The organism is Nocardia sp. NPDC059229 (assembly GCF_042754165.1).
Lineage (GTDB): Bacteria > Actinomycetota > Actinomycetes > Mycobacteriales > Mycobacteriaceae > Nocardia.
The window spans coordinates 122123-145643 of the sequence record NZ_JBHZAK010000014.1; the positions used below are offsets into that span (position 1 = coordinate 122123).

24 protein-coding genes and 1 riboswitch are annotated in these 23521 nt (G+C 69.4%); of the genes, 22 read left to right on the forward strand and 2 right to left on the reverse strand.

Annotation, left to right across the window (positions count from 1 at the left end):
* Nucleotides 1–17 precede the first annotated feature (17 nt).
* Nucleotides 18–872: a methyltransferase domain-containing protein gene (locus tag ACFXHE_RS28920; RefSeq protein WP_379387589.1), complete on the reverse strand. Its 855-nt coding sequence runs from the start codon at nucleotides 870–872 to the stop codon at nucleotides 18–20.
* Between the two features lie 76 nt (nucleotides 873–948).
* Here ACFXHE_RS28920 and ACFXHE_RS28925 point away from each other — a divergent pair, with 76 nt between their 5' ends.
* The 19 genes from ACFXHE_RS28925 (at nucleotide 949) to ACFXHE_RS29015 (ending at nucleotide 18860) form a co-directional block, all read left to right on the forward strand.
* Nucleotides 949–1527 (forward strand): HhH-GPD-type base excision DNA repair protein, encoded by a 579-nt coding sequence (locus ACFXHE_RS28925; protein WP_379387590.1) that lies wholly within the window; start codon nucleotides 949–951, stop codon nucleotides 1525–1527.
* 117 nt (nucleotides 1528–1644) lie between these two features.
* A complete protein-coding gene (locus ACFXHE_RS28930; protein WP_379387591.1) occupies nucleotides 1645–2340 on the forward strand; it encodes a hypothetical protein in 696 nt (231 codons plus the stop codon).
* Between the two features lie 157 nt (nucleotides 2341–2497).
* Nucleotides 2498–3217 (forward strand): hypothetical protein, encoded by a 720-nt coding sequence (locus ACFXHE_RS28935; protein ID WP_379387592.1) that lies wholly within the window; start codon nucleotides 2498–2500, stop codon nucleotides 3215–3217.
* Between the two features lie 203 nt (nucleotides 3218–3420).
* Nucleotides 3421–4116 carry a hypothetical protein gene (locus ACFXHE_RS28940; RefSeq protein WP_379387593.1) on the forward strand — a complete coding sequence of 232 codons (696 nt, stop codon included), beginning with the start codon at nucleotides 3421–3423 and terminating at the stop codon, nucleotides 4114–4116.
* Nucleotides 4117–4259: 143 nt separating this feature from the next.
* A complete protein-coding gene (locus ACFXHE_RS28945) occupies nucleotides 4260–4808 on the forward strand; it encodes a flavin reductase family protein (protein ID WP_379387594.1) in 549 nt (182 codons plus the stop codon).
* A gap of 102 nt (nucleotides 4809–4910) precedes the next feature.
* Nucleotides 4911–5003: riboswitch (SAM riboswitch) on the forward strand.
* Between the two features lie 8 nt (nucleotides 5004–5011).
* Nucleotides 5012–5908, forward strand: coding sequence for an amino acid ABC transporter permease (locus tag ACFXHE_RS28950; RefSeq protein ID WP_379387595.1), 897 nt, complete (start codon nucleotides 5012–5014; stop codon nucleotides 5906–5908).
* Entirely contained in the window at nucleotides 5905–6669 is a 765-nt protein-coding gene (locus tag ACFXHE_RS28955; protein WP_379387596.1) for an amino acid ABC transporter ATP-binding protein, read from the forward strand. Before ACFXHE_RS28950 ends, ACFXHE_RS28955 begins: the two co-directional genes overlap by 4 nt.
* A 27-nt stretch (nucleotides 6670–6696) precedes the next feature.
* A complete protein-coding gene (locus ACFXHE_RS28960; protein WP_379387597.1) occupies nucleotides 6697–7674 on the forward strand; it encodes an ABC transporter substrate-binding protein in 978 nt (325 codons plus the stop codon).
* A complete protein-coding gene (locus ACFXHE_RS28965; RefSeq protein WP_379387598.1) occupies nucleotides 7671–8189 on the forward strand; it encodes a GNAT family N-acetyltransferase in 519 nt (172 codons plus the stop codon). Before ACFXHE_RS28960 ends, ACFXHE_RS28965 begins: the two co-directional genes overlap by 4 nt.
* A complete protein-coding gene (locus tag ACFXHE_RS28970) occupies nucleotides 8186–9256 on the forward strand; it encodes an LLM class flavin-dependent oxidoreductase (RefSeq protein ID WP_379387599.1) in 1071 nt (356 codons plus the stop codon). The genes ACFXHE_RS28965 and ACFXHE_RS28970 overlap by 4 nt, the downstream gene beginning before the upstream one ends.
* A complete protein-coding gene (locus tag ACFXHE_RS28975) occupies nucleotides 9253–10887 on the forward strand; it encodes an ABC transporter substrate-binding protein (protein WP_379387600.1) in 1635 nt (544 codons plus the stop codon). Before ACFXHE_RS28970 ends, ACFXHE_RS28975 begins: the two co-directional genes overlap by 4 nt.
* 4 nt (nucleotides 10888–10891) lie before the next feature.
* Nucleotides 10892–11851: an ABC transporter permease gene (locus ACFXHE_RS28980; RefSeq protein WP_379387601.1), complete on the forward strand. Its 960-nt coding sequence runs from the start codon at nucleotides 10892–10894 to the stop codon at nucleotides 11849–11851.
* On the forward strand, nucleotides 11844–11993 hold the full coding sequence (locus ACFXHE_RS28985; RefSeq protein ID WP_379387602.1) for a hypothetical protein: 150 nt from the start codon (nucleotides 11844–11846) through the stop codon (nucleotides 11991–11993). Before ACFXHE_RS28980 ends, ACFXHE_RS28985 begins: the two co-directional genes overlap by 8 nt.
* The gene (locus tag ACFXHE_RS28990) at nucleotides 11986–12825 is read left to right on the forward strand and encodes an ABC transporter permease (protein WP_379387603.1); all 840 of its coding nucleotides are present in this window, start codon (nucleotides 11986–11988) and stop codon (nucleotides 12823–12825) included. Before ACFXHE_RS28985 ends, ACFXHE_RS28990 begins: the two co-directional genes overlap by 8 nt.
* The gene (locus ACFXHE_RS28995; protein WP_379387604.1) at nucleotides 12822–14447 is read left to right on the forward strand and encodes a dipeptide ABC transporter ATP-binding protein; all 1626 of its coding nucleotides are present in this window, start codon (nucleotides 12822–12824) and stop codon (nucleotides 14445–14447) included. Before ACFXHE_RS28990 ends, ACFXHE_RS28995 begins: the two co-directional genes overlap by 4 nt.
* Nucleotides 14447–15544 (forward strand): LLM class flavin-dependent oxidoreductase, encoded by a 1098-nt coding sequence (locus tag ACFXHE_RS29000; protein ID WP_379387605.1) that lies wholly within the window; start codon nucleotides 14447–14449, stop codon nucleotides 15542–15544. Before ACFXHE_RS28995 ends, ACFXHE_RS29000 begins: the two co-directional genes overlap by 1 nt.
* A gap of 9 nt (nucleotides 15545–15553) precedes the next feature.
* The gene (locus ACFXHE_RS29005) at nucleotides 15554–16918 is read left to right on the forward strand and encodes an NtaA/DmoA family FMN-dependent monooxygenase (protein WP_379387606.1); all 1365 of its coding nucleotides are present in this window, start codon (nucleotides 15554–15556) and stop codon (nucleotides 16916–16918) included.
* Complete coding sequence (locus ACFXHE_RS29010) at nucleotides 16915–17727, forward strand: DUF1684 domain-containing protein (protein WP_379387607.1); 813 nt, start codon at nucleotides 16915–16917, stop codon at nucleotides 17725–17727. Before ACFXHE_RS29005 ends, ACFXHE_RS29010 begins: the two co-directional genes overlap by 4 nt.
* Nucleotides 17724–18860 carry an LLM class flavin-dependent oxidoreductase gene (locus ACFXHE_RS29015; protein ID WP_379387608.1) on the forward strand — a complete coding sequence of 379 codons (1137 nt, stop codon included), beginning with the start codon at nucleotides 17724–17726 and terminating at the stop codon, nucleotides 18858–18860. Before ACFXHE_RS29010 ends, ACFXHE_RS29015 begins: the two co-directional genes overlap by 4 nt.
* 185 nt (nucleotides 18861–19045) lie before the next feature.
* On the opposite strand, the gene ACFXHE_RS29020 is transcribed toward ACFXHE_RS29015, so the two are convergent.
* Nucleotides 19046–20320: an ROK family protein gene (locus ACFXHE_RS29020; protein ID WP_379387609.1), complete on the reverse strand. Its 1275-nt coding sequence runs from the start codon at nucleotides 20318–20320 to the stop codon at nucleotides 19046–19048.
* A 709-nt stretch (nucleotides 20321–21029) separates the two neighbouring features.
* On the opposite strand from ACFXHE_RS29020, the gene ACFXHE_RS29025 reads away from it, so the two are divergent.
* The 3 genes from ACFXHE_RS29025 to ACFXHE_RS29035 are packed head-to-tail and all read left to right on the forward strand — an operon-like array spanning nucleotide 21030 to nucleotide 23478.
* Complete coding sequence (locus ACFXHE_RS29025; RefSeq protein WP_379387610.1) at nucleotides 21030–21818, forward strand: GntR family transcriptional regulator; 789 nt, start codon at nucleotides 21030–21032, stop codon at nucleotides 21816–21818.
* Nucleotides 21819–22046 carry a ferredoxin family protein gene (locus ACFXHE_RS29030; RefSeq protein ID WP_040853885.1) on the forward strand — a complete coding sequence of 76 codons (228 nt, stop codon included), beginning with the start codon at nucleotides 21819–21821 and terminating at the stop codon, nucleotides 22044–22046. It begins immediately after the preceding gene.
* Between the two features lie 7 nt (nucleotides 22047–22053).
* Nucleotides 22054–23478, forward strand: a complete 1425-nt coding sequence (locus ACFXHE_RS29035) for an ABC transporter substrate-binding protein (protein WP_379387611.1) — start codon at nucleotides 22054–22056, stop codon at nucleotides 23476–23478.
* Nucleotides 23479–23521 lie beyond the last annotated feature (43 nt).

Here is a 23521-nt window from a genome sequence, read left to right on the forward strand (position 1 = left end):
GCCGCTCGTGTTTCCGGTCAGTGCGGCTTGTGGGCCAGCACCGCGAAGATGGTCACCGACAGGTGGATGTCGCCGCTGGCGGCGCCGGCCTCCAGGTCGGCGAGCAGCTGGTCGCGCTGGCGCTCGGTAATGGCGCTGCGCGCGACGGCCCGGTCCGCCACCCGGGCGAGGAGCGCGCCCGCACCGACGCGGCCGTCCTGCACCAGCGCGTGCGAGCCGATGTCGTCGACGACCAGCCCGGCTTTGGTGAGCTGACCCGCCAGCCGGCGGCCCGCGTAGGGATTGGTGGTGCCCGCGATCATGGTCTCGATGACCTCGTGCACCACGTGCCGGTCGCCCGGATGCACGATGGCCGTGCCCCAGTCGCTGTCCATGACCACCACGCGCCCGCCGGGGCGCAGCACCCGGGCGATCTCCCCGGCGGCCCGGGCGGGTGCGGTGAGGTGCTGGAAGACGCGCTCGCACAGCGCCACGTCGAAGCTCTCGCTGCCGACGGGCAGACCGTAGGCGTCACCGCTGACGAATTTGGCGGCGGATCCGGCCTGGGCGGCGCGGCGTTCGGCGGCGCTGCGCAGGTGCGGGTCGGGTTCGACGCCGAGCGCGGTGCCGGTGGGGCCGACCAGGTCGGCGAAGGTCAGCACCTCCGACCCGGAGCCGGACCCGATGTCGACGGCGCTCTCGCCGGGCCGGGTGGCCAGGGCCTCGTGGGCCCAGGTGCGCAGGCTCCGGATGCCCGGCAGCGCTGCCTGTAGATCGTGAACGTCGACGAGCTGGTCTTGTCCATCGCGGTCGAAACGGTCCGGTCGCAGTCCGGACCCAGCGGCAGGGTGCGCCGCGGCTCGCACTGAAGAATTAGCCATGGTGTCGGGCATGGCCGCAGCCTAGTCCTTCTGCAGGCACAGCGTGACCCGCGTCACCGCGACCTGGGATGAATGGGATGATCGATGCATGGTGAGCCGCACGCTGTGTATTGCGCAGGAATCCGATGCCGACGAGCTGCTTTCGACCGATGATTTCGCCCTGTTGGTCGGAATGATGCTGGATCAGCAGTTTCCGATGGAGCACGCATTCCGCGGCCCGTGGAAACTCGCCGACCGCATGGGCGGGTTCGATATCCACAAGATCGCCGCCGCCGATCCCGAGGAATTCGAGGAGCTGGCCGCGACCCCGCCGGCCATCCACCGCTATGGCCGTTCCATGGGCCGGCGCGTCCAGGAGCTGGCTCGATTCATCGTGGAGAACTACGACGGCACGACCGCGGCGCTCTGGACCGAGGGTGATCCGGACGGCAAGGAAATCCTGAAGCGGCTGAAGAAGCTGCCGGGTTTCGGCGATCAGAAGGCGCGGATCTTCCTGGCGCTCCTGGGTAAACAGCGCGGGCTGACCGCCAACGGCTGGCGCGAGGCCGCGGGCGCGTACGGCGAGGACGGTTCCCGCCGCTCGGTCGCCGATGTCACCGATGCCGAATCCCTCACTCAGGTGCGGGAATTCAAGAAACAGGCGAAGGCCGCCGCCAGGGCGAAGTAACCGATGTCCGATTCGCCCGGATCGAATCAAGCTGGTTTTTAACCTCCAGAAACCTGGGAGGTTGCTTAATGCTTGCCGCCGACAGTTCAGTTCGCGGCAGTGGGAAGCAGTACCAGCATGAAGATGAGGAAATTCGCCGGAATCGCGGCATTGACGATCGCGGCGACCGGCGTGACCGCCGGAACCGCCTATGCCGGTCCGGCCAAGGCCGACGACGGCGCGATCAACTACACGGCCCAGACCACCGATGCCGGCACGGTCATCCGGACCGACGCCGGTTCGATCGTGGTCGAGGACGGCGCGCTGAAGATCAAGGCCGCCAATGGAACCACCGTCGCGGGCACGGAATTGAAATTCCGCGTCGACGAATTCGAGTTCCCGATCGCGGCGCAGGTCAGCGACCGTACGGCCACCCTGACACCGCAGCTCGACGCGGACCACGCCGTCTACAAGCCGGTGGCGCTGCCCTACGAGGACCAGGCCCCCTGGAAGACCCAGTACGACCGTGAGCAGGCCGCCTGGAACCGCCTGCGCGACACCATCAGCCTGGGCGCGACCGTGGGCACCCTGGTCGGCGGCCTCGGCGGCGCGGCGCTGGGCTGCATCGCGGGCATCGGCGTCGGCCTGGTAGCCACCGGTGCGCTGGCCACGCTCTTCGGCGCGGGTCCGCTCGCGGGCTGCGTGGTGGGTGCGGCCACCGTCGGCTTCCTGGGTACCATCGGCGGTCAGTTGTTCATCACGGCTCCGGTGGCGATTGCCGCTGCGGTGCAATACTTCACGACTATCAATCAGCCGTTTACCGCCCCTAAGTAGGCAATTTCGGCAACCGATGGGCAAAGGTTCACCGGCAAGGAACCGACGTGCCACGTTGTGTTTGAAAAGGCCGGTTTCCATCACAGCGTCCCAGGGCTACACCTGACCTTGTTGCCCTGGGGCGCATCCGCTCATCTCAAAGGAATCCCGAATACACATGCGTCTCAAGAATTTCGCCGCGGTGTCCGCGCTCGTGGTCGCCGCCCTGGGCGTCACCGCCGGCACCGTGAACGCGGCCCCCGCCGCTGACAACGCCGCGATCAACTACACCGCCACCAACTCCGAGACCAACACCATCATCCGCACCGATGGTGGCTCGATGGTCGTCGAGAACGGCAACTTCCTGATCAAGGCCGCCAACGGCAACATCGTCGCCGGTATGCCGCTGAAGGTCCAGGTGGACGACTTCACCTTCCCGATCGCCGCGGAGATCTCGGACCACACCGCGACCCTGACCCCGCAGTACGACATGGACCACGCGGTCTACACGCCGGCCAACGTCAAGGACGTCGCCCTGCCGTACGAGGACCAGGCTCCCTGGAAGTCGGACTACGACCGTGAGCAGGCCGCCTGGAACCGCATGAAGGACACCATCGCGATGGGTGCGACCGTCGCCACCCTGGTCGGTGGTCTGGGTGCCGCGGCCGTCGGCTGTGTCCTGGGCTTCGGCGTCGCCGGCCTGGCATCGGCTCCGCTGGCCGCTCTGTTCGGCGCGGGCCCGCTCATCGGCTGCCTCGTCGGCGCTTCGACCATCGGCTTCCTGGGCACCATCGCCGGTCAGCTGTTCATCACCGCGCCGGTCGCCATCGCCGCCGCGATCCAGTACTTCACCACCATCAACCAGCCGCACATCACCGCTCCGGCTCCGGCCAAGTAAGAGCGCGGTTCTATAGGAGCGAGGGGCTCTATAGGCATCAGCTGATACCTCATCGGGACAGCCCGCTCGGCCGTATGGCCGGGCGGGTTTCCCATTTCAACTGTTCATCGCGTCAGCACCCCGGATCCATATCTCGTTCGGGTCGGCCCGTTTCGATCATTCGGTCCACACCTGCGGGCTGTCTGATGAGGAAACAAAGGGAAATGCGCTTCAAGAATTTCGCCGCGACCGCGGCGCTGGTGATCGCCGCCATGGGCGTCACCGCCGGCACCGTCAATGCGGCCCCGGCTGCCGACAATGGCGTGATCGATTACGCGGCAACGACTTCCGACACCAACACCATCATCCACACCGATGGTGGCTCGATGGTGGTCGAGGACGGCACTTTCAAGATCAAGGCCGCCAATGGCACCGTGCTGGCCGGCCTGCCGCTGAACTTCCGGGTCGACGACTTCGAGTTCCCGATCGCCGCGGAGATCGCGGATCACACCGCGACCCTGACCCCGCAGTACGACACGAATCACGCGGTCTACAAGCCGATCAACCTGCCCTACGAGGACCAGGCTCCGTGGAAGTCGGACTACGACCGTGAGCAGGCCGCCTTCAACCGCCTGAAGGACACCATCTCCACCGGCGCCACCATCGGCACGCTGGTCGGCGGTCTCGGCGGCGCGGCCGTCGGCTGCATCGCCGGTATCGGTGTGGGTCTGGTCGCCACCGGCGCCCTGGCCACCCTGTTCGGCCTCGGCCCGCTCGGCGGCTGCGTTCTGGGCGCGGCCACCGTCGGCTTCCTGGGCACCATCGCCGGTCAGCTGTTCGTGACCGCACCGATCGCCATCGCCGCCGCCTACAACTACTTCGTCACCATCAACCAGCCGCACATCGAGGCGCCGAAGTAACCATCGCAAGCATCCCCGACCCCCGTCCGGCGCCGGCCGGGCGGGGGTTTCGCATTGTCCCGCAACGGGACCGCCGCCGCCGACTTGCAATCGAGGTGAACGCAATCCTGTCGTGGCGCGTACGGCGGTGCTGAAGTGGGGCAATGGGCGAGCTGACCTCGATTCACAGCGCGGCTGCCGCGCTCACTCCGGTCGACGGGACCGATCTGCGGCGGACATTTTCGCACTTTCCCAGCGGGGTGGTGGCCGTGTGCGCACGGATCGGCGGGACACCGTACGGCCTGGTGGCGAGCACCTTCGTGCCGGTCTCCCTGGACCCGCCGCTGGTGTCGATCTGCATTCAGTATTCGTCGGAGACCTGGCCGCGGCTGGAGCAGGCGAGCCGTTTGGGTCTGAGCCTGCTCAGCAGCGAGCAGGAGCCGGCGGCGCGCGGGCTGAGCTCGCGGCGGGGAGACCGCTTCCGCAATGTCGACCTGCACCCCGGGAACGGGAACGCGGCGTTCGTCGCCGGGGCCACGGCATGGCTGGAAACCTCGGTGCACGAACAGGTTCCGGCCGGTGATCACGCGGTGGTATTGCTGCGGGTGCACCGGCTCGGCACGCACCCCGATTCCGAGCCGCTGGTCTTCCACCGCAGCGGTTTCCGCGCCCTCTACGACCCGGCCCCCGAGCGCGACGAGGCCGCGGGCTGATTTCCCCGTTTCCACCGGAATTCCGGAAAACGACTGTCATGCAATTGAATTCACGTTGATCGGGACCGGCGACATACGCCGTCGGAATTCGTAGTGTCGTCTACACCATCCAGAGCGATCGAGAGACCCGGCTCGCAGACATCGCAGCAACCCCCGCGCACGTGGTGCGGGTGCTTCCGCCGGGACCGATGGAGGACGAATCCATGAGTACGCTGGCGGCGCCCACGCAGACGGAGCCCGAAGCCGAACACCACGACGGGGATCTACCGGTCGTCCGCGCCCGGCACCCGTGGCGCTGGGTCACCGCGGCGATCGCGCTGGTGCTGGTCGCGCAGTTCGCACATGGGCTGATCACCAATCCGGGCTGGGACTGGGAAACCTTCGCGCAGTATGTCACCGCGAAGTCGGTGTTGTCGGCGCTGAAGGTGACGCTGGAGCTGACCTTCTGGGGCACGCTGCTGGGATTCTTCCTCGGTGTCTGGCTGGCGGTGGGCCGGCTGTCGAAGAACCCGGTGCTGCAGGCGATCTCGTGGACCTATGTCTGGGCCTTCCGGTCGATCCCGCTGATCGTGCAGTTGCTGTTCTGGTTCAATCTGGCCTACCTGTACAAGACGCTGTCGCTGGGCATTCCGTTCGGGCCGGAGTTCGCGCGATTCCAGACCAATGGCGTGATCAGCGGATTCACCGCGGCCGTCATCGGTTTGGCGCTGCATCAGGCCGCGTATTCGGCGGAGATCATCCGGGCCGGGATCATCTCGGTCGACGAGGGCCAGTGGGAGGCGGCCCGGTCGCTGGGCCTGCCGTGGCGGCGGCAGTTCTTCACGATCGTGGCGCCCCAGGCGATGCGCGGAATTCTGCCGAATGCCGCCAACGAGGTGATCAGCCTTTTCAAGGGCACCTCGATCGTGTCGACCATGGCGATTGCCGAGCTGTTCTATCAGGTGCAGGTCATCTACGGCCGCAATGGCCGGGTGGTGCCGCTGCTCATGGTGGCCACGGTCTGGTACATCCTGCTGACCACCGTGCTGAGCGTCATTCAGTTCTCTATCGAGCGGCACTTCTCGAAGGGCCGTCGTTCGAAGGCCGGTGATCGGCGATGACCGAGTTCGCGATCGAATTGCGCGGCATCCGAAAGTCCTTCGGCCGCAATGAAGTGCTCTCGGGCATCGACTTGGCGGTGCGCCCCGGCGAGGTGACGGTGATCCTGGGCCCGTCGGGTTCGGGCAAGTCGACGCTGCTGCGCACGATCAACCACCTCGAGCAGGTGGACGGTGGCACCGTGCGGGTCGGCGGCGAGCTGGTCGGCTACCGGCGCAAGGGCGGCAAGCTGCACGAGCTGCACGAACGCGAGATTCTGCGGCAGCGGGCGCGCATCGGATTCGTGTTCCAGAACTTCAATCTCTTTCCGCACCTGACGGTTCGGGAGAATGTGGCGCTCGCGCCGGTGGCCGCGCAGCGCCGCTCCAAGGCCGAGGTGAACGCCGAGGCGCTCGAACTGCTGGCGCGGGTCGGCCTGGCGGACAAGGCGGACGAGTATCCGAGCCGGTTGTCGGGTGGGCAGCAGCAGCGCGTGGCCATCGCGCGGGCGCTGGCCCTGCGGCCGGAGGTGGTGCTGTTCGACGAGCCCACCTCCGCGCTGGATCCCGAGCTGGTCAATGAAGTCCTCGATGTCATCAAAGATCTGGCGCGCGGTGGTTCGACCCTGGTGATCGTCACCCACGAGGTCGGTTTCGCTCGCGAGGTCGCCGACACCGTGGTGCTGATGGACGCCGGCCGCATCGTCGAGCAGGGTCCGCCCGCGCAGGTGCTGGACAACCCGTCGCACCCGCGCACCAAAGCCTTTCTCGCGCACGTCCTCTGACGTGTTCCCACTAGGTAAGGAAAACCCATGTCCCTGGCGAGCCGTCGCAGACGGACCAGAGTCCTGATCGCCGTCACGCTGCTGAGTCTGCTGGTGGGCGGCTGTGGCAAGGGTGACGGCGGCACCAGTGACACGCGCAGCGTGAACGGCCTTACCTATGACCTGTCACCGGAGCAGAAGGGGCGCATTCACGCCGGCAAGGTGGATTCGATTGCCGCGCAGGTCCCGCAGGCCATTCGCGACCGCGGCACGCTGGTGGTCACCGGCACTGTCGGCGCGACGCCGCCGCTCGGCTTCTACGCCACCGATGATCGCACCGTCATCGGTTCCGAGGTGGATGTCGCCGCGCTGATCGCCGACATTCTCGGCCTGAAGCTGGAGCGCCGGAACGGGGACTGGTCACAGAACTTCGTGAAGATCGACTCGGGCGAGGTCGACCTGTTCGTCAGCAATGTCACGGTCACCGAGGAGCGCAAGGAGAAGTACGACTTCGCCACCTACCGCAAGGACAATATCGCCCTGGAGGTGCCGAAGGATTCGACCTGGACCTATCAGGATCGGAAGTCGCTGGCGGGCAAGAAGATCGGCGTCGGCTCCGGCACCAATCAGGAGCAGCTGCTGGTCGCCTGGAACGACCGGAACGTGGCCGAGGGGCTGCCCGAACTGGAACTCGCCTACTACCAGCAATCCTCGGACTACTACCTGGCGCTGTCCTCCGGCCGGATCGACGGCTATGTGGGCCCCAACCCGGCGGCGCAGTATCACTCCGCGACGACCGGCAACAAGGTGCTCACCACCTGGTCCGGCGCGGGAGACGCACTGCAGGCCGAGATCGCGGCACTCACCCGCAAGGACAACGGGCTCATCGGCCCCGTGCAGCAGGCCATCCAGTACGCCATCGACCACGGGACCTACGAACAGGTCCTCGACCGCTGGGGCCTCGGTAACGAGGCCGTGCAGCAGTCGCGGATCAACCCGCCCGGACTACCCAAGAAGAAGGGATGAGCGTGTCGCGCACCGTATTCCACGTCGCACAGCACGATCCGCTGGCCGCGCCGCTGCTGGCGGAGCTGGCCATCGAATACAGCAGCCGTTACGGCCGCACCCCGGGTGAGGTACACGCGGATCTGACCGGCTATTCGGCCGGCCATTTCGCGCCGCCGCACGGCGATCTGCTGATCGTGGTGGAGGACGGCGAACCGGTGGCGGGCGGCGCCTTCCAGCGCTTCGACGCGGAAACCGCGGAGCTGAAACGGATCTGGACGTCGAGCGCACACCGCCGCCGGGGGCTGGGCCGGTTCGTGCTCGAGCAGTTGGAGGCCGAGATCACCCGGCGCGGTTACCGGCGCATCTACCTGACCACCGGTCCGCGTCAGCCGGAGGCCGTGGCGCTGTACACGGCCGCGGGCTACACCGCGCTGCCGCGCGACATCGTGAAGGAGGTCGGGCACGTGCACCCGTTCGAGAAGTACGTCGCCGCCGGCCGGTGCTCCGGCGACACCGAGGCGGTCCCGGCATGAAATTCCTGCTCCTGACCCTGATCACGCACACCCCGGACCCGGTGACCGGCACTGCCGAGACGCCCCGCCAGCGGTTGCGCCGCGTGGTCGACAGCGCCCGGCTGGCCGAGGATCTCGGGTACGACGGCTTCGCGGTGGGGGAGCGGCACGAGGATCCGTTCATCTCCGCCGCCCCGCCGGTGGTGCTGAGCCATATCGCCGCGGTCACCTCGCGCCTGGCCTTGTTCACCGGTGTCACCACGCTGAGCCTGCTGGATCCGGTGCGCGCGTTCGAGGACTACTCCACCCTGGACAACCTCTCCGACGGCCGCCTGGAACTGATCATCGGCAAGGGCAATGGCGCGGCGCAGGCCAAGCTGTTCCACGTCACCACCGATGATCAGTGGGATCGCAACCGCGAGGGCTACGAGCTGTTCCGCAAGCTCTGGGACAGCGACAGCGTCACCTGGTCCGGCCGCTTCCGGCCGGCGCTCACCGAGGCCAAGGCGCTGCCCCGGCCGCTGCAGCCGCGGCTGCGCATCTGGCACGGCAGCGCGACCAGCCGGGAATCCGCGGATTACGCGGCGCTCCACGGGGATCCGCTGTTCTCGGCGAATGTCACTTATCCGATCGAGCCGTACGCCGAACTGGTGGACCACTACCGGGAACGCTGGGCGGCCTACGGGCACGATCCGGCCGAGGCGCTGGTGGGTGCGGGTACGGCGGGCTTTCTGGTGACCCGGACCTCGCAGCAGGCCGTTGACCTGTATCGGCCGGTCTTCGAGGCCCGTCAGGCCGTGGCCCGGAAGTTCGGCGTACCCATCGTCTTCGAGACGGTGGAGGACTTCGTCGAACGCTCCTCGGCGCTCATCGGCAGCCCGGAACAGGTGCTGGACAAAGTGAGCCGCTATCACGAGCGGTTCGGCCACGAGGTGATCCATCTGAGCGCCGACGCCGACGGCCGCACCGAGGCCCAGCATCGCGAGAGCCTCGAGCTGTTCCAGGCCGAGGTCGCATCCGAACTGCGCCAACGCATTCCGAGCCGCCCGCTGGGCGGCGATCGCTACCTGTCCGGAGACCCCGCATGAATCACCCCCTCGCCGCCCGCGCGACCCGTCCCCTCGCGCTCGCGGGCGCGCTCGCCGCCACCCTCGCGCTGACCGCGTGCGGTGGCGGCGGTGACGCCGGTGGCAATGGCGAGCCGTCGGGCCCGCCGGAGCCGGGCGGCACCCTGCGCTACGGTCTGTCGCTGGCCCCGACCTGCTCGGATCCCGCGCAGTCGGCGACGAATCAGACCATCTACGTGACTCGGCAGATCGTCGACTCGCTGGTCGATCAGGACCCGGAATCCGGCGCGCTGAAGCCGTGGCTGGCGGACACCTGGACCGTCTCGGCGGACGCCAGGTCGTTCACCTTCCATCTGAGAGACGGGATCACCTTCAGCGACGGCACCCCGCTCACCGCGGACTCGGTGCGCAAGAACTTCGATTCGATCGTCGCCCTCGGCGGGGCCAAGGCGCCGCTGGCCGCGAGCTACCTGGCCGGATACACCGGCAGCACGGTGGTGGATCCGCGCACGGTGCGGGTGGACTTCGCAGCGCCGAATGCCCAGTTCCTGCAGGCGACGTCGACGCCGCAGCTGGGGATCCAGTCCGATGCCACGGTCGCCAAGCCCGCCGACGACCGCTGCCTGGGCGCGAATATCGGCAGCGGCCCGTTCACCTACGCGGAATGGAAGCAGAACGCCTCGGCCACGCTGGCCAAGCGCGCCGGATACGCCTGGGGCTCTGCGGTCTTCGCAAGCCAGGGTGAGGCGTACCTGGACAAGATCGTGTTCACCGTGGTCCCGGAGTCCGGGGTCCGCACCGGCAGTCTCGCCTCCGGTCAGCTCGACGCCATCAGTGACGCACTGCCGCAGGATGTTTCGCAGATCGAGGCGGGTGGCGGCCGGGTGCAGTTCACTCCCAATCCGGGCGTGCCGTTCGGGCTCCAGGTGAATGTCACCCGCGGACCGCTGCGGGACCCGGCGGTGCGGGCCGCGCTGTTGCCCGCCATCAACCGCAAGGAACTGGTGGACACCGTGCTGGGCCCGCAGTTCAAGACGGCCACCAGCGTGCTCGCCTCGAAAACGCCGGGCTATGTGGATCTTTCATCCCGCGTGAAGTACGACCCGGACGCGGCGAAGAAGCTCCTCGACCAGGCCGGATGGGTTCCCGGCGCGGACGGGATCCGGGTCAAGGACGGGCAGCGGCTGGCCGCAGGCGTCATCTTCGCCCCGGTCTTCGCGGGTAATCAGGCCATCCTCGAACTGACCCAGCAGCAGTTGAAGGCGGTCGGATTCGATCTCCGCCTGGAGCCGCTGTCGGTGGCGGAATCGAATGTGCGCCAGAACAACAAGGACTTCGACTTCGACTACTACAACTCCACCCGTGCCGACGGCGACATCCTGCGCACCACCTTCGCGGTGGACCAGCGCAACCTGAACGCCCGCGGCCCGGCCGAGCCGCTGGACTCCCTGCTCGCCCAGCAGCTGTCGGCCACCGACCCGGCCGCGCGGGTCCGCATCATCGGCGACGCCCAGTCCGCGGTGCTGGATCAGGGCCTGTGGATTCCGACCATCGAACTGTCCCAGGCCATCGGCGTGGGCAAGGGCGTGGCCGGGGTGAAGTTCGAGGCGTCGGCCCGGTTGCAGTTCCACGACACCTGGCTGCGGCGGTAATCCCATGGGCCGCTACGTGATCGGACGGGTACTTCAGGCGGTGGGCGTGCTGTGGGCGGCATTCACGCTGTCGTTCGTGGTGCTCTATCTGCTGCCGGGAGATCCGGTGGACATGGCCGCCAACGCCGCCACCGGCACCCCGGTGGACGCGGCGGCCGTCGCCGAAATGCGGGCCAGATACGGCCTGGACCAGCCGCTCTGGACGCAGTACTGGACCGCTCTCACCCACGCGGTGCGCGGCGATCTCGGTCATTCGATCTTCAGCGGCCAGACCGTCACCGGCGCACTGGCCGAGGCGCTGCCCCCGACGCTGGCGCTGGCCGGGCTCGGCCTGCTGCTGGCGCTGCTGGGCGGCATCGGGCTCGCCCTGGCCGCCGCCTACACCGGGCGGCCATGGCTACGTGGTCTGCTCACCGCACTACCGCCGATCGGGGCGTCCATGCCCGGGTTCTGGGTGGGATTGCTTCTGCTGCAGCTGTTCTCGTTCCGGCTGCGGCTGGTGCCGGCGATCGGCGGGACCGGATTCAGCGGCACCATTCTGCCCGCCGTCACCCTGGCCATTCCGGTGGGCGCGGTGATCGCCCAGGTGCTCTACAGCAGCCTGGTCGCCACCTGGCGGCAGCCGTTCGTGGCGGTCGCCTTCGCCAAGGGCGCGTCGCGCTGGTGGGTGCAGCTGCGTCACGTGCTGCGGCCCGCCGCGACCCCCGCGTTCACGGTGGCGGGCCTGTGGGTCGGCCAGGTGCTGGCGGGCTCGGTCGTCACCGAGACCGTGTTCTCCCGGCCGGGACTGGGCCGCCTCACCCAGGAATCGGTGCTGAACCAGGACATTCCGGTGGTGCAGGGCATCGTCGTGTTCGCCGCCCTGGTCTTCGTCACGGTCAACCTCCTCATCGATCTCGCCTATCCACTCTTGGATCCCCGTGTGGCGCACCGGGATACCCGCAAGGAGCGCGCCCATGTCTGACCTTCTGCCCGCTCACCTGATCCGGAACCTGCGCGTCCCCTCCGGCCCGCGCGCCCGGCTGCGAGTCATCACCCTGACCCACCCGCTCCTCGATCCCGGCATCGCCTACTGGCTCGGAGAAGAGGAGGCGTCCGATGCGTGAGGATCTGGTGCCGTGGCCGGCACCTGCCGCGTGGGTGCGCGGAAAACTCGGACTGTTCGCGGCGAGTGCCGTGGTGCTCTTGGTGCTGGCATGGGCGGTCGCCCCGGCGGTTTTCGCCGGGAGCGATCCCCTGCATGGCGTGCCGGCGCAGAAGCTGCGCGGGCCCAGCGCGGGGCACTGGTTCGGGACCGACAATCTCGGCCGGGACCTGTACGCACGCGTGGTGCACGGAACCGGTCTCTCGGTGAGCGCGACCGTGTTCGCGGTGCTGCTCGGGCTGGTCGCGGGCTCGCTACTGGGGTTGGTGGCGGGCACGGCGGGCGGCGCGGTGGACACCGCGATCATGCGGGTGGTCGACGTGTTGCTGTCCATACCGGATCTGCTGGTCGCGCTTGCCATGATCACCGTGCTGGGGCTGGGCACCCGCAATGTGGCCATCGCCGTGGGTGTTTCGCTCATCGCCCGGTTCGCGCGGGTGATGCGGGGCGAGGTGCTCCGGGTGCGGCGGGCCCCGTATGTGGAGGCGGCCTTCGCCTCCGGGGTGCGGTGGCACACGGTGCTGTTCCGTCATGTGCTGCGCAATGCCTACGGTCCGGTGGCGGCGCTGGCGGCGGTGGACTTCGGGGTCGCGGTGCTGTTCGTGGCCTCGCTGAGCTTCCTCGGCTACGGCGCGGTGCCGCCGACGCCGGAATGGGGATCGTTGGTGTCCGACGGCCGTGGGTTCCTGGCCACCGCCTGGTGGCTGACGACCATGCCCGGCCTCGTCATCGTCGTGCTGGTGCTGTCCACCCAGCGCATTGCCCGGGCACTGCAGAAGGACGGTGTCCGATGACCGATCTGCTGTTGAGTATCGAGGGGCTGCAGGTCGAATACCGGGGCAGTACCGGGACGACGGCTGCCGTGCGCGGCGTCTCGCTGGAGGTGCGGCGCGGTGAGACGGTCGCGCTGGTGGGCGAATCCGGTTCGGGCAAGTCGACTCTCGCGCACGCGGTGATCGGGCTGCTGAACGGCGGACGGATCACGGCGGGTGCGATCGGTTTCGCCGGGGAGCGCCTCGAGCACGCCTCGCAGCGGGCGCTGCAACGGATCCGGGGTGCGCGCATCGGCCTGATCCCGCAGGACCCGGGCACCTCGCTGAATCCGGTGCTGCGCATCGGCGATCAGGTGGGGGAGGTGCTGCGCATTCACGGCCGGGCGGATCGCCGCACCGCCCGGCTCGAGGCGGTGCGGATTCTGGAGCAGGCCGGACTGGATCGGCCGGAGGTGCGGGCCGGGCAATATCCCCAGGACCTGTCCGGCGGCCAGCGCCAGCGCGTACTGATCGGCATCGCCCTGGCCTGTGGCCCCGAACTGGTGATCGCCGACGAGCCGACCAGCGCTCTCGACGTCACCGTGCAGCGCCGCATCCTCGATCACCTCGCGCAGCGCACCGCGGAAGCCGGTACGGCGGTCCTGCTCATCACCCATGACCTGGCGGTGGCCGCCGAACGCGCGGACCGCATCGCGGTCATGCAGAACGGACTGATCGTCGAAACGGGCACGGCGGCAGAGGTACTGGGCAATCCACAGCACGAGTACACGAAGCGGTTGATCGCCGCCGCCCCCACCCTCGACCGGGATCAGCATCCGCGACCCGTCCGCGAGCCCGCGACGCCGCTGGTGTCGGCGACCGGGCTGCGCAAATCCTTCCGTGTCACCAGGGATTTCACGGTCACCGCGGTCGACGACGTCTCCTTGGAGATCAATCGCGGCGAAACCCTGGCCGTGGTCGGCGAATCCGGTTCGGGCAAGTCCACCACCGCCCGCATCATCGCCCGGCTGGCCGCACCGGACGCGGGCACCGTCACCTTCGACGGGCAGGACGTCACCGCGCTGAAAGGGGCCGGGCTGCGTGCGCTGCGCCGCCGCGTTCAGGTCGTCTATCAGAACCCGTACGTGTCGCTGAATCCCAAGCTGAGCCTCGGCACGATCGTGTCGGAACCCTTGCAGGCGTTCGGGATCGGCGATCACCGGTCCCGGCGCGCGACGGCCGCCGAACTCCTGGACCAGGTCGCGCTGCCGGGCACCTACCTGGATCGCCGCCCCGCCGAGCTCTCCGGCGGCCAGCGGCAGCGCGTCGCCATCGCCCGTGCGCTGGCCCTGCGTCCGGACCTGCTCGTCCTCGACGAACCGGTGTCGGCCCTGGACGTCTCGGTGCAGGCCCAGATCCTGGATCTGCTCGAACGGCTGCAGACCGACCTGGACCTGGCCTACCTGTTCATCTCCCATGACCTCGCTGTGGTCCGCCGCCTGGCCGACCGCGTGGCCGTCATGCGCCAGGGGTGTGTGGTCGAAACCGCCACCACGGCCGAGCTTTTCGGCAATCCGCAGACCGACTACACCCGCGAGCTGCTCGCGGCCGTCCCCCGGGCGACCCCGCCCGAGGTCCCCCTTCCGCTCGAAAGGACAGCCTGATGCCGCATCCCACTCCGCTGCTGCTGGGCCTGGAACTGTCCGGCACCGGCGTGCACCCGGCCTCCTGGCGGCGCGCAGACTCCCGCGCCGAGGACCTCTTCGATGCCCGCTACTGGGTGGGCGTGCTGCGGGCCGCCGAGGACGCGGGCCTCGATCTCGCATTCCTGCCCGACGGATTCACCCTGCAACCGGCGGGGGCGGTCGGCCGCCTGGACGCCGTGGCGGTGGCCGCGCGCGCCGCCGCGCAGACCCGGCGCATCGGCCTGATCCCGCAGGCGTCGGTCACCCACACCGAGCCTTTCCACCTGTCCAAAGCCATTGCCAGCCTGGACTTCGCCACGAAGGGCCGGGCGGGCTGGGAGGTCACGGTGTCGGCGGGGGAGGCGGCCCTGTTCGGCCGCAAGCCGGAGCAGGACGACCGCTCCCGCTGGCGGGAGGCGGACGAGGCCGTCGAGGTGGTGTCGCGGCTGTGGGACAGCTGGGAGGACGACGCCGAGATCCGCGATACGTCCACCGGCCGCTTCATCGACCGCGACAAACTGCACTACATCGACTTCGCCGGTGAGCACTTCTCGGTGAAGGGCCCATCCATCACCCCGCGTCCGCCGCAGGGGCAGCCGCCGGTGGTGGTTCGCGCGGCCGATCCGCACAGCACCCGGGTGGCCGTGCACCGCGCCGACCTGATCCGCATTGCCGCACCGGATCTCGCGACCGCCGCCGCCACCCGCGCCGAACTGCGCTCCGCGGTCGCCGCCGCCGGGCGCGATCCCAACCGGGTCCGGGTGCTGCTCGATATCGACATCCAGCTGGCGGACACCGTGGACGCGGCCGCCGCCGACGTCGCCCAGCTGGAGGACTGGATCGCCACCCCGGCCCCGCCGACGGTGTTCCACATCGGCACCACCGCCGAACTCCGCGACCTGCTGCGCGGCATCGAAAGCGACTGCGCGGCAGACGGTGTGGTGCTGCGCCCGCTGGCGCTGGCCGCCGCCCTGCCGCACCTGCCCGCTCTCACCCCGTCCCTGCGCGAGCGTCTGGGCCTGCCGCGTCCGGCCGGCCGCTACGCCGATGGCCCGCACGTCACCGCCCACGCCTGAGGAGCCAGCATGCCGGATCAGCGGATACGCAAGCAGATTCATCTGGCCGCCCACTTCCCGGGCGTCAACCACCACACCGTCTGGACCGACCCGGACTCGGGCAGCCAGATCGACTTCGACTCGTTCGTGCACCTGGCGCGCACCGCCGAGCGCGGGCTGTTCGACTTCTTCTTCCTGGCCGAGGGCCTGCGCCTGCGTGAACACCGCGACCGCATCCACGACCTGGACGTGGTCGGCCGCCCCGACACCTTCACGGTGCTCAATGCGCTGGCCGCGGTCACCGACCGGCTGGGCCTGGCCGGAACCATCAACACCACGTACAACGAACCCTTCGAGCTGGCAAAGCAATTCGGGACGTTGGACCACCTGTCCGGCGGGCGCGCCGCCTGGAACGCGGTGACCTCCTCGGATGCCTTCACCGGCGAGAACTTCCGGCGCGGCGGCTATCTGGAGCACGCCAAGCGCTACACCCGCGCGCACGAGGTGGTCGACGCCGCCCGCGCGCTGTGGGACAGCTGGCCCGCCGACGCCCTCGTGATCGACCGGGAGCGCGGGTTTTTCGCCCGGCCCGTGCCCGAGGTGCACTTCAGCAGCGATCAGTTCGAGATCGACGGCCGGTTCGTGCTGCCGCGCAGTCCGCAGGGCCATCCGGTGCAGATCCAGGCCGGCGACTCCGACGAGGGCCGCGAATTCGCCGCCGCCAAGGCCGATGTCATCTTCAGTGCGCACGGCGAGCTCGAGGACGGGCAGCGGTTCTACCGGGATGTGATGGACCGGCTCGCCAAGTACGGCCGCGGTCGCGACGATCTGAAGATCCTGCCCGCGGCCGGGTTCGTGCTCGGTGACACCGCGGCCGACGCGGCCGAACGCGCCGACCACATCCGCCGGCAGCAGGTGACGCCGCAGACCGCCATCGCCTTCCTCGAACAGGTCTGGGGCCGTGACCTTTCCGCCTACGACCCGGACGGCCCGCTGCCGGACATCGATCCGGCCGAGGATGTGAACATCACCCGGGGCAGGGTCCGGCACGCTCGCGATCCGCGCGCCATCGCCGAGGCGTGGCGGGCCAGGGCCGAGGCCGAGCAGCTCTCCATTCGCGAGCTCATCATCGCCACCACCGCCCGCCAGCAGTTCGTGGGCACGCCCCGGCAGGTGGCCGCCGAGATCGACCACTACGTCCAGTCCGATGCCGCCGACGGTTTCGTGCTGGTCCCGCATCTCACACCGACCGGTCTCGACGAGTTCGTCGAGAAGGTCGTCCCGGAACTGCAGTCCCTGGGCAGCTTCCGCACCGAGTACACCGGCGCGACCCTGCGTGACCACCTGGGTCTGCGCCACCCCCACCACGGCACCGAAGGAGCCCGCGCCTCATGACCGCCACCGCCACCGAATTCGACCAGCAGTGGGCCACGTTCCGCGCCGAACGAGCCGCCTGGGCTCGCCAACCGCTGGGCTGGCTCAGCCTGACCGGCCTGCACTGGCTCGGGGAGCACGATGAGACCGTCGACGGCCTGCCCGGCCGCTGGCGCGCCGACGGCGAGAACGTCCATGTGACAGTGGAATCCGAGGAGGCAGGGCAGCTGCTGCTGAACGGCGCGGCACTCGCCGGCTCGGCGGTGCTCACCCCGGGCGAGGGCGCCCCGGGGCTCGAGGTCCGCACCGGTGACCGCGTCATCGAGGTGATCCGCCGGACCGGGCAGTTCGCGCTGCGTGTCCACGATCCGGCGTCGCCGGCCCTGGCGGCCTTCACCGAGATCCCGGTCTACCGGCCGGATCCGGCCTGGGTCGTGACCGGCCGGTTCGAACCCTTCGAGGTGGCCCGGGTGGTCACCACGGGTGCGGTGGTCGAGGGCCTCGAACACCACCACACCGCCACCGGAACCGTGACCGTCGAACTGGACGGCGAGCAGCGGCAACTCGTCGTTTTCGGCAACCAGACGCGCGGCCTGCACGTGCTCTTCACCGACGCCACCAGCGGCGTCACCACCTACGGCGGCGTGCGGCGGCTGGGTCTGTCCCGGCCCGCCGCAGACGGCACCGTGGTCCTCGACTTCAACCGCGCGGTCAATCTGCCCTGCGCGTTCACCGACTACGCCACCTGCCCGGTCGCCCCGGCCGAGAACCGGCTCCCGCTGGCCGTCGAAGCGGGCGAACAGGATCCGCGGAAGGAGCACACCGCATGACCATTCCGCTATCCGTCCTGGACCTGGCCCCGATCAGCGCGGGCTCCACACCGCAGCAAGCGGTGCGCAACAGTATCGACCTGGCCCAGCAGGCCGAACGGCTCGGCTACCACCGGTTCTGGGTCGCCGAGCATCACTTCGTGAAGGTGGCCGGCGCCGCGCCGACCACCCTGATCGGATTGATCGCCGCCGCAACCGAATCCATTCGCGTCGGGTCGGCGGCCGTGCAGCTCGGGCACCACACTTCGATCTCGGTGGTGGAGGCCTTCGGCACCATCGACGCCCTCTACCCGGGCCGCCTGGATCTGGGGCTGGGGCGCTCCGGTCACCGTGCGGACCAGGTGCGGTCGGCGGGTGTACCGCCGGTGCCCGCGCCGGATCGCCCCACCGAGGTTCGTGACGGCGTGGTCATCCCGCCCCCGTTCTTCCCCGGCCAGCTGCTCGACTTCTCCAGGGTGCGAGCGGGTTTGGGTGCGCTGCACCTGCCGGGCGCGCAACCGCTGCCCTACACCGAGCAGATCGCGGAGATTCTCGCGCTGCTCGACGGCACCTATGTCACGCCCGACGGCGTCGAGCTGCACGCCGTCCCCGGCGAGGGAGCCGACGTGCAGCCCTGGCTGTTCGGTAGCAGCGGTGGTGAAAGTGCTCAGCTGGCAGGGCGATTGGGCCTGCCGTTCGCGGCGAATTATCACGTCTCGCCGGGCACCGTCGTGGAGACCGTCGAGGCCTACCGCGCGGCCTTCCGCCCGTCCGCCCGCTTCCCGCGCCCGTACCTGGTGGTCTCCGCCGATGTGGTGGTCGCCGCGGACGACGCCACCGCCCAGCACCTGGCCGCCACCTACGGCCACTGGGTCTACAGCATTCGCAGCGGTGCGGGCGCAGCGGAATACCTCGATCCCGACACCGCGCCGCCGCTGTCCGACCAGCAGCGCCGCCTGGTCGACGACCGGGTCACCACCCAGTTCGTCGGCTCCCCGGTCACCGTCGCCGAACGCCTGCGTGCCCTGCAGCGGCTCACAGCAGCGGACGAAATCCTGGTCACCAGCGTGACTTTCGACCATGAGAACCGGGTGAACTCCCACCGCCTGCTGGCTCGCGAGTGGGGACTGTCCCCGCAGGTGCGCGCCGCCTGAGACCACCGCCGCCCGCCCGGAAGGGGACTCCGGGGCGGGCGGCGGGGAAACCCGCAGTGCGCGCAAGGGCCTCGCGTGCTTGCGGGACCGGGGGCCGGGCCGGACCGTGGACCGTCCGGCCCGACCCCCTTCGGCCACAAGGAAATCCCCGCCGGACGCACCGGCGGGGATTTCGTAGTATCCGGCTAGCGGGCCCGGGTGGCCCGGCGCATGGCCGACAGCGGATCGGCGTAGAACACGCTCACCGACGTCACCGCCGCCGCGAATTCCTGCACCCGTCCGCCGAATCGGCTGATCCGCAGATCCGCCGCGGGCAGGGTGGTCGACTCCGTGAAGGCCTTGGCGACCCGCTCCATGCCGGGCCGCCAGCCGGTGAACGCCTGACCGCCCAGCACCACCCGGTCCGGATTGAACATGTCGCGCACCAGAGCCGCGGTGCGGCCCAGGATTTCGGCCCGCTCGACGAGCAGGTCACGGGCGGCGGTGTTGCCCGAGTCCGCGGCCCGGTACAGATCGGTGATCGCCGGGCGGCGCGGGGCCTCCGGCTTGGGCAGCACGCCCTTGCGCACCGCGCGCTCCAGCAGGGCGCGCTCACCGATGGCGGCCTCCAAGCAGCCGCGCCGGCCGCAGGTGCAATCCACCTCCGAGCCGGTCGGCAGGTGCGCGATCGAGCCGGGGCCGTTGGCGGGCGTGTGCACCCGATCGTGCAATGTCACTGCCACACCGGCGGTTTCGCGGGCGTAGACGAACAGGCTGCTGCCCGGTCGCGCCTCCTCACCCGGCTCGCGCGGGGTGAGCAGCAGCTCCGCCGCCGCCATCGCCTCGACGTGCGCGGACACCGAGACCGGCAGATCCAGCACGCTGCTGAAGACCGCCGCCACCGGCGCGGCCTGCCAGCCCAGGCGGGGATGGTCCACCACGCCCGCGGCGGGATCCACCCGCCCGGCCAGCGCCACGCCGGTCCACAGCGGCCGCCGCCGCGGCAGCCGGTCCAGGAACGCCTTGGCGCTGCGGGCCACTATGGTCAGCGCCGCGTCCTGACCCGTTTGGGGCGTGGCGATTTCGAGTCCGCCCAGAATGCGGCCGGACAGATCCGCGGCCACGATGCGGGTGACGGTGAAGCCGATGTGCACACCCAGCGTCACGTAGGTGTCGGTGTCGACCTCGAACGGCACCCGCGGGCGGCCCACCGCGCCGGACGCGGTCAGATCGCCGCGCTCGCGCAGCAGTCCGGCCGAAAGCAGCGCGGACACTTGGCGATTCACGGTGGCGATGCTCAGACCCGTGGCCTGCGCGGCGATATCGCGGAAGATGGGTCCGCGGGTGGCGGCGCGCAGCACGGCGGCCGCCGGATTGTCGGTGATGCGCAGCTCCGGTGGCACCGCCGGGCGGGCCGGAGCCAGCCGTGCGGTCGCGGTGGAGACGGCGGTATGGGGACGTTCGAGCGTGGGGCTGGACACTTTTCGCAATCCTTGCTGCGGTCCCGCCTGCCGACAGGGGGACGAATGCCTACATGGAGGAATCAGCGGTGCAGCGAGGAACCCGGATCCGGGTGGGCGGTGATGCTTGAACGATCCGGGTCAGAACTCGGCTGCGCGACGGCAGGGACAACACAGTTCCCGTTGCCGCGGCAGCCGAACGCCCAGCGCGATGGTCACGTAGGTGACCCGCGGCGCGGAGAGAGGGCGACTGGCAGACATAGGATCAAAGTATCATTCCGATCACGACGAACGGAAGGCGCGCGCGTCCGTCCCGGCAGCCCCGGGCCTGTCGGCCCGCCTCGGCTGCAAACCCTCCGAACAACCTGCCGCACGGCCGAATCTTTTGTACCGGTTGATATTTCACGCCACCGATGCGGTCGTGCAGAGCTGGCGGAAAATGTGGTGCACGCCACTTCGCCGTCCCGTATCTCGAGAAAGCGGGCCTGCCCCGACCCCACTCCGGGCCCGGGTCCGGTGCACGCATTCCGCTCAGCGTGATTCCAAGTCCTCCACCTGCGGTCGCGGTGGCGCAATAGCTCGAATCACCGGCATTTCGGCAGGCCGCGCGCACGGCCGGGCGGCGTAGAAACGCACCGCCCGCGCAGCCCTCCGGTGAGTGCCCCGGTGTCCTCGCGCATCGCCTCTACAGTTCTGAAACCACAGGTCAGAGGCGTTGAGAGGAGTCGAGGTGTCGCCGGAACCGGTACCGCTGCGCGCACCCCTGCGCCGGGCCGATCGTGCCCGTCAGGTGGCGGATGTGCTGCGTCAGCAGATTCACGCGGGCGCGTTCGAGGGAGCGCTGTCCCCGGAGCACGAGCTGGCCGCCGAATTCGCGTTGTCGCGGAACACGATTCGCGACGCCCTCGCCCTGCTCAAGGACGAGGGCCTGATCGAACGCGCCCCGAAGATCGGCACCCATGTCGCCCAGCGCAAGTACGACCACGGGCTCGACGCCCTGCTCGGTCTGAAGGAGACGCTGCGCGGGCACGGCGAGGTCCGCAATGAGGTGCGTGCGGCCCGGCGGCTCCTGCCGCCGCCCGCGGTCGCCCGCAAGCTGCGGCTCGAACCCGGCGAACAGGCTGTGTATATCGAGCGCCTGCGATACCTCGGCGACCTGCCGCTGAGCCTGGACCTCACCTATCTGGCCCCCGACATCGGCGACGAGGTCGTCACCCGCGATCTCGAGAGCAATGACGTCTTCGCCCTCATCGAGCAGATCAGCGGCGGCCCACTCGGATCCGCCGATCTCGCGCTCGAGGCCATCACCGCCGACGCCCACTCGGCCATGACCCTGCAGATGCCGGAGGGCGGCGCGCTGCTGCTGCTCGAGCGGCTCACCAAACTCGAGGACGGCCGCCCGGTCGACCTGGAATACATCCGCATGCGCGGAGACCGGATCGCCATGCGCGGCAGCCTGATCCGGCCACCGGAGCGCTCACCGGGTGCCGAAGCGGGCACCGACTGGAGGTTGATCTAGATGGCTGTGGTCGAGCACCGGGCCGACGTGCCCGTGACCATCGACGAATCGCTGTGCATCCAGGGCTGCACGCTGTGCGTGGAGATCTGCCCGCTGGACTCGCTGGCGATCAACCCGGACAACGGCAAGGCGTACATGCACGTCGACGAGTGCTGGTACTGCGGCCCCTGCGCGGCCCGCTGTCCCACCGGCGCCGTCACCGTCAATATGCCCTACCTGCTGCGTTGAGGAACCCATGAAGTACCGCCCCGCTCTGGCCGCCCTGGCCGCCGCCCTCGCCCTGACCGCGTCCGGCTGCTCGCTCGAGAGCACCGGCGACGGTGACACCGTCAAGGTCGTCATCGGCTACCAGTCCAAGACCATCAATACCGTCACCGCCGGAACCCTGTTGAAGGCCAAGGGCTTTCTGGAACAGCGCCTGAACGCCCTGAGCGCTGCGGGCGGCAAGAAGTACGCGGTGGAATGGCAGGACTACGACACCGGCGCGCCCATCACCGCGCAGATGGTGGCGGAGAAGATCGACATCGGCTCGATGGGCGACTATCCGCTGCTCATCAATGGCTCCCGCACCCAGGCGAGCGAGCGATCGAAGACCGAGCTGGTCTCGATCACCGGCTACAACCCCAAGGGCGCGCTCAACATGGTGGTGGTCGCGCCCGAATCCAAGGCGCAATCCCTGAACGACCTGGCCGGACAGAAGATCTCGGCCAGCGTGGGCTCCGCCGGGCACGGCACCCTGGTGCAGGCGTTGACCCGCGCGGGCATCGACTCGAAGTCCGGAGTCGAGGTGCTCAATCAGCAGCCCCAGATCGGTTCCTCCGCACTGGAATCCGGGCAGGTGGCGGCGCTGTCGCAGTTCGTGGCCTGGCCCGGGCTGCTGGTCTTCCAGAACAAGGCCAGGCTGCTCTACGACGGCGCGGAACTGAACGTCCCGACCTTCCACGGCGTGGTCGCCCGCCGCGACTACGCCGCGCAGCATCCCGAGGTGCTCGATGCCTTCCTGCAGGCCCAGCTGGAGGCCACCGATTTCATCCACCAGCACCCCCTGGAAGCGGCGCAGGTGGTCGCCGACAACGCCGGGCTGGCCCCGGAGGTCGTGTACCTGTACAACGGGCCGGGCGGAACCTCCTTCGACACCACGCTGAAGCCCTCGCTCATCGCCGCGTTCAAAGGTGATGTGCCGTACCTGAAGTCGATCGGCGACTTCGCCGACCTCGACATCGACAGGTTCGTCGATCCGGCCGCGCTGAAGCAGGCGTTCGCGGAGCGGGGCCTGAACTACGACGCGGAGCTGGCGCGCACCACCAACCCGGCGCCCGTCGCCGGCACCGATCCGGTGGCCAACCGGGCTGCCGACAATCCGGCGCTGGCCGGCGAGATCTGGCTCACCGGCCAGGACGTCACCCAGCCCGCCGCCGACCCCACGAGCCTGCTCCGCGCGATCAAACAGGCGCGGGCACAGGGGAAGACGGTCCGCGCCGCCTACGTGCCGGACGCCGAACTCGGCACCCGCTGGTTCGCCGACAAGGCGCTGTGGGTCCGCGACGGCGACACCTACCTGCCCTTCACGACCGCGTCGGCCGTGCAGCGTTACCTGGGCGGGCACCCGTCGGGTGTGACGGTGACCTACGACCAGGCCATCAGCGAGGTCCGGCCGTGAGCGCCCGGCCGCGGAACGACGTGATCCCGGGTCGGCGGCGAAC